The sequence below is a fragment of the Micrococcus sp. PSi08 genome, from assembly GCF_054960655.1.
Genome location: NZ_JBHNYP010000042.1, coordinates 1 through 11,333, shown reverse-complemented (window position 1 = coordinate 11,333; position 11,333 = coordinate 1). Strand labels below are relative to the sequence as shown.

Below are 11,333 nucleotides of genomic sequence, written 5' to 3'. Positions count from 1 at the left end.
CGTGAGAGAACCTGGACAGATCGCAACGTCCGGTCGAGCCGGTCAGGCTCCCCGTCGCGAGACCCCTCGCGGCACCGCCTCCGGCGCGGCACCCTAACAATGTCAGTGGTCATCGGTAGCGTAGGACATGCCCCGAGAGCACAACTCAAAACGCGCCTCAGCGCGGAGGAGAACCAGCGCAGCATGACAACGTTCAGCACCAGGTGGTCGCACGGCCCCAGCAGCACAACGTGTAACCGTGACGCCCATCGCCAGGAGGTCGCCCGATGACCCCGTCGGTGCCGGACGAGACCCGAAACGCTCACGAAGAGTTGCTCGCCCAGCTCCGCGACCTGGTGCCCAGTGCCTTCCTCGATGGGGAACTTGATCGTAATGCGTTGCTCGGGGCGCTTGGCCTTGACGGCGAGGTCAAGCCTGCCTTCTCCTTCACCTGGCCCGGGATCGAGCGAGCACGCCAGGACGCGCGTGTCCCCACTACAGCAACGCTTGTGCCCGACGAGGACGCTTCCCTGCGCTGGCCGGATGCTCGTGATGTCCTGATCGAGGGCGACAACCTGCAGGTGCTCAAGCTCCTGAAGAACGGCTACTCGCGGGCCGTCAAGCTGATCTACATCGACCCGCCCTACAACACCGGCGACACGTTCACCTACAACGACGACTTCGCGGTGCCCGAGCGGCAGTACCTCGAGGAGACCGGTCAGGTTGATGACCAGGGCAACGCCACGACCAGCCGGATCGAGACCGGCGGGCGCAAGCATGCGCCGTGGCTGACCATGATGTTCCCGCGTCTGGCGCTCGCGCGTCACCTGCTGCGCCGCGACGGCGTGATCCTCGTTTCCATTGATGACAACGAGGTCCACCACCTGCGGCTGCTGCTCGATGCCGTATTTGGCGCAGAGAACTTCGTCGGCAACTTCATCTGGAATGGCGGCCGTAAGAACGATGCTCGTCAGATCTCCGTTGGACACGACTACGTGGTGGCCTACGCGCGTGACCACACCTATCTGCGCGAACAGGACGCGCGCTGGCGTGAGCGCAAGGCCGGTCTCGACGAGATTTACGGGAAGGTCAAAGAGCTACGCGCTGTTCACGGTACAGATTATGAGGCGGCAACGGCGGCGCTACAGGCCTGGTACAACTCACTGCCTGACGAAGCCCCCGCAAAAGCGCACAAGCACTATCGCGTGATTGATGCTCGAGGTGTCTACTTCGCGTCAGATCTAAGAAGCCCGAACCCGAGGCCCAATCTCGTCTACACATTCCGCGGTCACGAACCGCACGCGAATGGCTGGGCCTACGGACGGGAGAAGATGGAGGCGTTCGCCGATGACGATCGCATCGTCTATCCCAAGAAGGAGGGCGGGCGCCTCCAGCTCAAGTCCTACTTGCATGAGCATGAGGAGTGGGCACCCGCGTCCGTCTTCTATAAGGATCGCCGTGCCGCATCGAAGGCGCTAGACAAGCTCATGGGAACAACCGTGTTCGACTACCCGAAGGACACGGAAGTGCTCGCCCGCCTGTTCCACGCCATCACCGACGACGGCGACCTGATCCTTGACTTCTTCGCGGGATCCGGTTCGACGGGCCAGGCAGTGTGGGAGCAGAACCCGAAAGACGGCAAGACGCGGCACTGGATTCTGGTGCAGGTGCCCGAGAAGCCTGATGCGTCCGAGGAGTCGGGCAAGAACGCGCTGGCTGCCGGGTACGAGACGATCTTCGAGGTGACGGCGGAGCGACTGCGCCGTGCGGCGGCCTCCCTGCAACAGGAGACGCTCGATGCGCCACAGCTGGGCTTCCGGATCTTCCGCACGCGTCCGACGAACCTCGTCATCGACAAGCCGCTGTTCGCGCTTCCGGAGATGACCGGGCAGAGCTACCTGACGCAGGTGCTCGACCACACGGCGGGCGCTCCGGTGGTTGATGGTGCGAAGCCGCTCGACGTTGCGTGGGAGGTGGCGCTCAAGGCCACGGGAACGAGGCTCGATACGCGCGTGACGACGCATGAGGTGGACGGCGTGGTCGTCTACGAGTTCACGCCTGCCGTGGGCAATACGTCCACAGGACGTCTCCTGATCTCGCTCGATGCGTTCTCGCTGGCGACAGCGGATGCGCTGGGACTGAGCGACGACGACACCCTGATTCTTCGTGGTGACCAGGCCGAGGACTCGGTGACGCTGACATTGGCGCCGCGGTTGCAGTCAAAGCTGATTCTTCTGGAGCGGGTGCCTCGTGAAGTTTCGCTTTGACGATCAGCCGCACCAGTCGGCCGCCGTCTCCGCGGTGGTCGACCTGTTTGAGGGTGCCCTCGTGCCGCCGCGCGATGCGCTCGCTGGACAGGCGCCTGGCGCGGACGGGCACGCAGGCTTCACGCTGGAGCGCTCCGTCCTCGCGGACAACCTGACGATGATCACGGCTCGTGAGGCCGTTGATCCGCAGGCGCAGCTTGAGCTGCTTACGGAGACAGATCTCGAGGGCGCAGAGCGGGAGTTCCCGAACTTCTCGGTTGAGATGGAGACCGGTACGGGTAAGACATACGTCTACATCTCGACGGCGCTGCGCTTGGCGGAGCTGTATGGGCTGCGGAAGTTCGTCATCCTCGTCCACTCGATCGCGATTCGTGCGGGCGTGGTCAAGACGTTCGAGCAGACCGAGGAGCACTTCCGGCTGAAGTATCCCGGCGTCCCGTACACATGGGGTGTTTTGGGCGAGAACTCGGCGCTGAGCGACTTCACCGAGCCGTCGGGCACGGTGCAGTTCCTGGTGGCAGGCGTGCAGGCGCTCGATAAGCCGGAGAAGAACACGCTCTACGCGAGCGCTGAGCAGCCACAGCTGTGGGGAGACTCGCTCAGTGGTGTGCAGCAGATCGCGAAGGCTCGTCCGGTTGTCCTGATTGACGAGCCGCAGAACATGGCGACGCCGCTGCGCCGTCAGGCGATTGCCACACTGAATCCGCTGGTGGCGCTGCGCTACAGCGCAACGCACAAGGAGTCGTTCAACCTCGTGCACAGGCTCGGCCCGAAGCAGGCCGCCGAGGCTGGTCTGGTCAAGCGGGTATCGGTCAAGGGAATCGTCGCCGGCGAGGATGGCAAGCCGTACGTGCGCCTCGACAAGCTTCGGAGCGTCCGCAAGCGCCTGATGGCCGAGGCGGTCATCCACAAGGCCGGTGGCAAGCGGGTGCCGGTGGTGCTGCAGAACGGCACCGACCTGTTCGAGGAGTCCGGCAAACTGCCGCAGTATCGCGGGTTGGTGGTCGAGAGCATCGAACGTAAACCCGACCGGGTGATCTTCGAGAACAAGCTCGTCGTGCAGGCCGGGACTGAGACCGGCGTGGATTCCGAGGCTGTCTGGCGTGATCAGATCCGCCATACCATCCGAACGCACCTGGCTCGGCAGGGGCAGATCGACTCGATGAACCGTGGCATCAAGGTGCTGTCGCTATTCTTCGTCGAGCGTGTGGCTGACTACGCCGGTGACGAGGCGGTGCTGCCTGCGATGTTCGACGAGCTGTTCCGTGAGGAGTGGCTCCGGGCAGGCAATTCCGAGAGCGAGATGCCTGACCCTGCCGAGCTGCGGGTCGCCTACTTCCCGTCTACCAAAACGGGCATCCTGAAGGACACATCGGGGCGTGCATCGGACGCCGAGCTGGAGGCGCGGGCGTACCAGGAGATCATCGCGAACAAGGAGCTCATTCTCGACCGCGCCAACCCGCGCGCGTTCATCTTCTCCCACTCTGCGCTCAAGGAGGGCTGGGATAACCCGAACGTCTTCCAGGTCGGGTTCCTGCGTCACACGCGCTCCGAGCTGGAGCGTCGACAGCAGATCGGCCGTGGCCTGCGTCTGCCGGTGGACCAGAACGGTCACCGCGTGATGGACCCGGCGATCAACAGGCTGACGCTCATCGTCGACGAGTCCTTCACGGAGTTCCGCGACGGCTTGAATGCCGAATACATCGCCTCTGGTGGTGGCTCCGGCGAGGCCGGCCCCGAGGTCGACAACGCCGACAATGAGGTCGTCGTCCGCAGGCGCCCTGCCCTGTTCGAGAGCCCCGAGTTCGCTGAACTGTGGAAGCGTATTCGCTACAAGGCGCGCTACCGCGTCACCGTCGATCCGGACGCACTCCGCATCGTGCTCGCAGCATCGGAACACCTGGCCGACCTCGAGTTCATCGAGCGCCGCGCCAACGTCGTGCAGTCCGCTGATCTCGTCTACGACGACGAGGGGCATGTCGTCACTGCGGATTCTGCAGTGGCAGAGTCGCGCGGCGAGCGCATCGTTGCTGCAGGCCAGCGGCTGCCCGACGTCGTGCAGCTCATCGAGGATCAGTTGCAGTACGGCAAGTTCCCGCTCCAGCTCACCCGCCCGACCCTGGCTGGGATCGTGCGCGAGATCCTGAACTATCCCGACCGCGACTACGCCCGGCACGTCCTCGATGATCCTGACCGCTGGGCACGCATCGTGGCGAACGCCATCCGTATCGAGACCATCGAACAGATGGTGCGCGGTATCAGCTACGAACCCATCGACGAGACGGACTGGTGGGATGCCGAGGTCGTCTTCCTCGAAGTCGAATCCAAGAACCCGCCGCAGCCTCTGCCGGGCAACCCCGATCCGAAGAACGGCGTCATCGCCGCGCCTGAGGGCGGCGTGAACCTCTACGACCACGTCGACTACGACAGTCACGTCGAGCGTGCCTTCGCCGCACAGCTCGAGAACAACCGCGAGCACGTCAAGCTCTTCACCAAGCTGCCGCGCCGCTTCCGCGTGCGCACGCCTGTGGGGGAGTACTCGCCGGACTGGGCCATCGTCTACGACGAGAACGGCACGCAGCGGCTCTACCTCATCCGCGAGACTAAGGACACCCGCAATCTCGACGACCTCGACTGGGACGAGGCCATGCGCATCCGCTTTGCCGAGCACCACTTCGATGCTGCACCGATTGGGCCGGTCGATTACAACTACACGACCGACAAGGCAGGGCTGCTTATCGGCGGAGCCGCCGGTGGCGGAGATGGAGACGCGCTATGACCCCCTCCTATCCACTCTGGTCAGACGAACCAGCGACCGAGGATCTACTGGCGTTTCGTGCCGTGGCAGAGACCGCCGCGGACGCAATCTTTGACGATGGGCTGGACCCAGTTGCGATCGGCCTCTCTGGAGCCTGGGGCAGCGGCAAGACCAGCGTACTCGAGCTGATCAAGTCGGAGATCACGGAGCGATCTGAGGATATCGATCGCAAGGTGCTCGTTATCCCGACTCAGCCGTGGCTCTATGACCCCGCAATTGGGCCAAAGGAGAGCCTCATCGCTGAGGTGCTGGGTGCTCTCGGCAACGAGTTCAACGATGAGGACCCGGTCGGTAAGGCCGGCCTGGACGCGTTCAAGCGTCTCGTGCGCAAGGTGAACTGGTCGAAGGCCGTCAAAATGGCGGCCAAGACCGCTATCACGATGCAACTACCGAAGATTGACGATGTCTTCGGCCTGGTTAGCGATGAGCCCGAGAGCCTCGACAGTCAGAAGGGTATGGCTGCCTTCCGCGAAGAGTTTGAAACGCTGTTGGCGGACCCTGCTCTTGCCCATCTTTCGCGTGTCGTGGTGCTTGTTGACGATCTGGATCGTTGCCTGCCCGATACCGTGGTCGAGTCACTCGAAGCGATTCGTCTGTTCCTTTCGGCGAAGGGCATGTCCTTCGTGATCGCGGCTGATGAGGACCGCGTCGCCGAGGCGATCCGGCAAAAGCTCGGAACAGCAGCTCCGAAGGACGGGGATGAGGACCCGGCCAAGCTCTACCTGCACAAGATCGTCCAGACGACCATCCCGCTCCCCGCGCTCAGCCGGTTCGACACCGAGGCCTACCTCTTCCTGCTGCTCGCGAAGGCTGAGTTCCGTGATGATGAGACGGCCTATGCGGCGTTCGTCGCCAAGTGTGACGAACTGCGTATCGGCGGCGGCAGCCTGGACGATCTGGAGATCGAGGACGGCAGTTCGGTGGCGGAGCATCTCGTTACGGCCACCCGTCTCACGCCGATCCTCTACGAGAAGTTCCACGGCAACCCGCGACGGATCAAGCGGTTCCTGAACGATCTGAATGTGCGTCAGTCGGTCGCCCGGCGTCGTGGGTTCGAGTTGGAGCCCGATGAAGTCGCCAAGCTCATGGTGCTGGAGCGAATCCTCACTGACGACTTCGAGACTGTGCTCGGGTGGCTTGCATCGAATCAGCTACGCGACAAACTTGAGGCGCTCGACATTGCGGCCAATGGTCGCGTTGATGGGCGCGAGGGCGAAACGCCCGAACTCTCGGAGGACGACTCACCGAAGGCGGCGCGCGCGAAGAAGAGTGCCTCTGTACCGGAGCCCGAGTCTGAGTCCGCCCGCGACGACGACTTCAGCGACACGCTCCGGCGCTGGGCGAAGCTTCCGCCCGCACTCGAAGCCACCGCCATTTCGGGCTATCTCTTCCTGGCGGCATCGTTCGCCAAGATCGAGGTAATCGACACTGAGATGCCCGAGCGACTCCGTGATCTTGCTGTCGCCCTGACGTCGAGCCTGAAGCTCGACCGCGCAGGCGTTACCGACGAAACCCTGAAGCTACTGCCAGAGGGCGACGCCCAGATCCTGGTTAGCCACCTCGGACGCCGTACTCGTGACCAGCCTGCCTTGCAGAAGTTCACCGTTGAGAGCCTGCTCCGCCTCGCTGCTCAGCAGCCGGCCACACAGCCGAGCGTCGTGGCGGCGCTGAGGGGCCTTCCCGCTGCAAGCGTCGAGCCCGCGACGATCATCAAGTTGCGTCCACTTGATCAGACGGTCTATCGGCCGGTACTTGATGCTTGGCGGGCAGGCTCAGATGACCAGCAGCTCCAGCAATCCGCAGGCATCGTCGAGAAGGCATGGAGCGGCAATGGGAACTAGCGGCTCTTTCGGTGGCAGCGGTGGGAAGGACGCAGGCGATCTCCGCGACAACATCGCCGCATGGCTTGATGCAAGTGAGCCAGGCGGCGCCGATGGTTCCGACGCTGGAGGCGCGAACGGAGACGACGGGCAGACGGAGCCAACACGTCCAGGAACCCCTGGTCAGTCACCGAAGGTAGATCTCCGGCCCGCGCTTCGTGTGCTGCTCAATTCGCGCGGACGTGGCGGGAGAAGTGACGGCCCCGGCGGTGGTGGCGGTGGTGGTCCTAGAGGCGGAGGCGGTGGCCGCTCGTCAGGCGGCGCGACGCGGTCCGTTGGGCGGGTGTCGCGCGCGGCTGGGCGCGCCGGCCGGCTGGCGTTGGCCTACTCTTCGGGCAACAGCGAGGCCCTGCGTGAGGCAGGTCTCAACTACGAACAGCTACAAGCGCTCGGCGACCCTGTCGCGATTGGACTCAAGATCGTCGAGACGGCCTTCGAGTCCCAAGCCGATAGCACGCTGGCTGACGCCGAGGAACGCGACATCGTCTCCATTGTGGTCGAGTGGATCCTTGAGCAACCCGCGGATCATCCGCCGACGCCTGAAGAAGTCGTCAGGAAATCGATCGAAACGACGATCGCTGAGACCGCTCTGACCGAGGTGTCGTCGACGATCTACGCCAAGGACGCGAGCTTTGAGAAGCGGCGGAGCCTGGAACGGCAGATTCGTGACGTCGCGGCAGAGTACGCGGCCCAAGCGACGCTGAGCCCGGACGGCGCAACGGAGCAGCAGATGGCCCAGGCCATTGAGAATGGGATCCGTGACATCGGGGCGATCTTCGGAGTCGCGTCATGAGACGGCTACTGCTCACGCTCTCCGAAGCAACCGCAGACTTTGCCCAGCAGGCCAACGGCTTCGACGAGGTCTTCCTGTGGACTCGCAACGGTCGTACGACCTTCACCGGCGGTGTCGATCCGCACCTGGCTGGGCTTGGTGCCGTCAACCCGCGTAACGTCGACCTCGTCCGGATCGCGCTGGCAGTCCTTGCATCGGATCGCTCCATACTCCGCGAAGCGGGCGGCTCAAGCTGGAACGATCGAGATTTTCATCTCACTGTGGAGGTCGACGACCCCGCCGTGTGGACATCCCACGCCGAGCAGTTAGCCCAAACCGTCGGGTTCCTCTCCGGTGACTACTGGACATTCAGCTTCACGCAGGCGCCGGCCGCCGAGGAGACTGGCCTCCCGATCGACGAGCAGCACTACGACCGGACGGTGCTGCTGAGCGGCGGCGCGGATTCAGCCGCCGGGGCGCTGCTGACTGCGGTCGAACTGGGAAAGAACCAGTCCCAACCACTGGTATCGCACTACAGTTCAACCGCGATCTCGCCGGTACAGCAGCGCATCGTTGGTGCGATCGCCGACCTGGTGCCCGACTTTCGGCAGGTACATCACCAGTTCCATCTTCATCGAAGGTCGAAGCGCCTTGACGGGTCATCCTTTAGAAGCGAGACATCGACCCGCTCGCGCTCGCTGCTCTTCCTAGCGCTGGGGCTCGCCGTCGCTGAGCGCGCTGGATCGACACTCTGGATCGCCGAGAACGGGTTCGCCTCGCTGAACCCGCCACTCGGCCCCGACCGTCGTGGCAGCCTCTCGACTCACACGACCCATCCGCGCTTCCTGCGTGAGCTATCTGCACTGATGCTGAGCGTAGGCGGACATGGCCGTATCGAGAATCCCTTCGAGGCTCTCACCAAGGGCGAGATGTTCCGCCGGGTCGCGGATACTGTCGGCGTCGACGCTGCTTCGGCCTACCTCAGTAGCACCAACTCCTGCTCGCATACCGATGGGCGCTATAGCGGCGCGCCAGCCGGATCCTCCTGCGGGGTCTGCTTCGGCTGTCTCGTTCGCCGAGCAGCGTTCATCGCCTCTGATATTCCCGATGCGACCACCTACCTGGCAGACGACGCGAGCGGTAGGTACAGCGCGTTCGTGCATCAGAAGTCGATCGTTGAGCCGCTCCGTGACTTCGTAGACCGGGGCATCCGGCCACGCGACGTGATGGCGATGTCACTGCCGGAGGGATACACCGCGCAGGACGCGCTCGCGCTCTCCCGGCGGGGAGTTGAGGAACTGCGGGGGCTCTTCTGATGGCACCCCAACTTCCCCCGCTCGACCTGCATGCGCATATCAACCCGAAGACTCGCCCAGCCGACCTCGAGCGGCTCGGCGCGGTCGTGTTCGCGGCGACTCGATCGTTGGATGAGTACGAGTCTGTGAAGGGTCGCCGCGATCAGGTTACGATCTGGGGCGTGGGCTGCCATCCAGGCGTCGCGCAGGCGCAGCAGGATTTCGACGCAACGAGGTTTGGCTCGTTGCTCGCGTCGACCGCCTTCGTGAGTGAGATCGGGTTAGACGGGCGCTCAAAGGTGCCCATTGCGGATCAGGAGCAGGTATTCGCCTCGGTGCTTAGCGCGCTTCAGAGGACTCCCCGCGTCGCCTCTATCCACAGTTCAGGTGCGTCGGGCCGCGTCCTTGGCGCGCTGGAGCGCACGCCGATCAAGGGCGCTGTGCTCCACTGGTGGCGCGGCAACGAGGCCGAGACGTTGCGGGCGATCGAACTCGACTGCTGGTTCTCGATCAACGCCGCAGGAATGAAGTACCCGTCTGACGTCTCACTGATCCCGCTCGAGCGGATTCTTGCCGAGACCGACCATCCGTCCGGTGATCGCACATCCACTTCGCTGCGACAGCCGGGTTCCGTCGACGACGTCGAACAGGCGCTGGCGAGGATCTACAGCCTTGATGTCCAAGCTGTCCGCGGGCAGGTCTGGGCGAACCTGGTCCGCCTTGTGGGTGAGACGAACGTTGACGGCCTTCTCCCTGCCGCTGTTCGGCGGATGACCGCCTTCGCGCGTGCGAACGGAGCATCGCGATGAGGCCAGCCAAGGAGACCTCAGCAGTCAAGCTGCCGTTTGAGACCGGCGAGTACCTCATCACCTGGCAGGTGCCCGACCGTAGAGGTGGCCACCTGGCGATCCCGGGACTCCTGACCGTCGAGCAGGGGAAGTACCCAACCGGGATCCTGTACGGCGATCTGCCGATCGAGTGGGTGTCCGAAGAGGCGACAGGAGTCGCCTCGTTTCCGCAGCGCCACGCCTTCGACGTCCTCACGGGCCGGCTCTCAAGCGGGGCCTACGTGGCCCTGATGAACGGCGAACTCAGCTACAGCTTCCCAGGAAGCGGCCGAGCCGTGGGAGCCTTCGCAGCGCTGTCACTTGAGGCATTCAACACCTCGGAACATCGGAAGTATGCCTCTATCGAGCTCCAGATCGAGGGTCTGGAATCGGTCGCGGGGGTCGCACCAATCTCTCGGGTCAAAATGCCGATGAAGGCTGGCGACGAGCCAGTCTGGGAGGCCACCGTCGACAAGGACGCCAAGTTCACCTGGAGCGGCGGTGGCCAGTCGATGACTTTCAGCTACGACTACAGCGTGCGGGCGCTCGACGGCTACGAGTTCAGGATGGCCTTCGGCCCCGTCTTGCGCCTCACTTTGGACGAGCCATTGACGGTTGTCGATTGGTGGCTTGAGTGGGTGCGCCCTCTCCGCCAGCTCATCTCACTCCTGACGGGTGCTCCCCGTGAGCTTCGGTACCTTCTCGCGGTGGTCGATGAGGCCGCCCCGCGCTCGCACCGCGACCAGGTGTTCGGCTGGGACATCACCCACCTGCCCGTCAACTCAACCCGCGCTGCGGTTGAGGAGATTCGTTCGGCGGTCAACCTTGCGAACGACGGCCTGAGCCTGCTCGACCTGCTACATGCCTGGCAGCGACAGATCACGACTAGGCATCCCCTCTTTGAGACCTACGGTGCAATGGCAACGGCTACTGACCAACATCCCCGCTCAAGGTTCCTACTTCTGCTCCAAGCGCTGGAGGGGTCATACGGCTTTGAAAACCGCGCCAAGCATGAGGCGGACAAAGAGAAGTACAGCCTCAAGCGGGAGGGCGTACTCGCGCGTGCCCAGCAAGTTCTCGAGAAGGCCGACTTCACATTCATCAACAAGAACTTCCGTCGGGAGGCTCAGCAGGGCCTCGACTCGGCGCTCGCAGATCTGCTGAAGCGACTGCCGGACAAGGTCTCGGAGGAACTCACGAAGACCGAACTGATCAAGGCCGTTCGCAAGGAAGACACCGGTAAAGGAACGCTCCCGCTCCAGACTGCTCTCACAAGAGCCCGAAACACACTGTCGCACGGCTCAGGCTCATTCGAACCCCAGCACTTGGCGATCGTGGCTGACATCCTCGAACGGGCGGTGCGTTCTGAGGCCATCCGATTACTTGGTGCTCCGCTCGGCGCGCAGGAGCGTGCATCCAAGAAGGGGGATCGTTGAGTTCATGGTGGCGACTTCTTATCGCGCGATTCGACCCGCGGTTGGATTCGTATCCGCCA

Annotated in this window: 7 protein-coding genes; all 7 read left to right on the top strand. The window is 63.7% G+C overall.

Features of this window, described 5'->3' with window-relative positions:
• Positions 1-266: 266 nt before the first annotated feature.
• Positions 267-2,246 carry a DNA methyltransferase gene (locus ACFI33_RS11290; RefSeq protein WP_206496748.1) on the top strand — a complete coding sequence of 660 codons (1,980 nt, stop codon included), beginning with the start codon at positions 267-269 and terminating at the stop codon, positions 2,244-2,246.
• Entirely contained in the window at positions 2,230-5,025 is a 2,796-nt protein-coding gene (locus ACFI33_RS11285) for a restriction endonuclease (protein ID WP_206496749.1), read from the top strand. Before ACFI33_RS11290 ends, ACFI33_RS11285 begins: the two co-directional genes overlap by 17 nt.
• Before the next feature lie 62 nt (positions 5,026-5,087).
• Positions 5,088-6,905 carry a P-loop NTPase fold protein gene (locus ACFI33_RS11280; protein ID WP_206496750.1) on the top strand — a complete coding sequence of 606 codons (1,818 nt, stop codon included), beginning with the start codon at positions 5,088-5,090 and terminating at the stop codon, positions 6,903-6,905.
• A 322-nt stretch (positions 6,906-7,227) separates the two neighbouring features.
• Positions 7,228-7,737: a hypothetical protein gene (locus tag ACFI33_RS11275; protein WP_206496752.1), complete on the top strand. Its 510-nt coding sequence runs from the start codon at positions 7,228-7,230 to the stop codon at positions 7,735-7,737.
• Positions 7,734-9,032: an adenine nucleotide alpha hydrolase family protein gene (locus ACFI33_RS11270; RefSeq protein ID WP_462624028.1), complete on the top strand. Its 1,299-nt coding sequence runs from the start codon at positions 7,734-7,736 to the stop codon at positions 9,030-9,032. The genes ACFI33_RS11275 and ACFI33_RS11270 overlap by 4 nt, the downstream gene beginning before the upstream one ends.
• Positions 9,032-9,820: a TatD family hydrolase gene (locus ACFI33_RS11265; RefSeq protein ID WP_206496754.1), complete on the top strand. Its 789-nt coding sequence runs from the start codon at positions 9,032-9,034 to the stop codon at positions 9,818-9,820. The genes ACFI33_RS11270 and ACFI33_RS11265 overlap by 1 nt, the downstream gene beginning before the upstream one ends.
• The gene (locus tag ACFI33_RS11260; RefSeq protein ID WP_206496755.1) at positions 9,817-11,274 is read left to right on the top strand and encodes an ApeA N-terminal domain 1-containing protein; all 1,458 of its coding nucleotides are present in this window, start codon (positions 9,817-9,819) and stop codon (positions 11,272-11,274) included. Before ACFI33_RS11265 ends, ACFI33_RS11260 begins: the two co-directional genes overlap by 4 nt.
• The last annotated feature ends 59 nt before the right edge of the window (positions 11,275-11,333 follow it).

Coding starts and splice junctions, on each gene's coding strand:
- ACFI33_RS11290 (WP_206496748.1), top strand. CDS start 267: ATGACCCCGTCGGTGCCGGACGAGACCCGAAACGCTCACGAAGAGTTG.
- ACFI33_RS11270 (WP_462624028.1), top strand. CDS start 7,734: ATGAGACGGCTACTGCTCACGCTCTCCGAAGCAACCGCAGACTTTGCC.
- ACFI33_RS11265 (WP_206496754.1), top strand. CDS start 9,032: ATGGCACCCCAACTTCCCCCGCTCGACCTGCATGCGCATATCAACCCG.
- ACFI33_RS11260 (WP_206496755.1), top strand. CDS start 9,817: ATGAGGCCAGCCAAGGAGACCTCAGCAGTCAAGCTGCCGTTTGAGACC.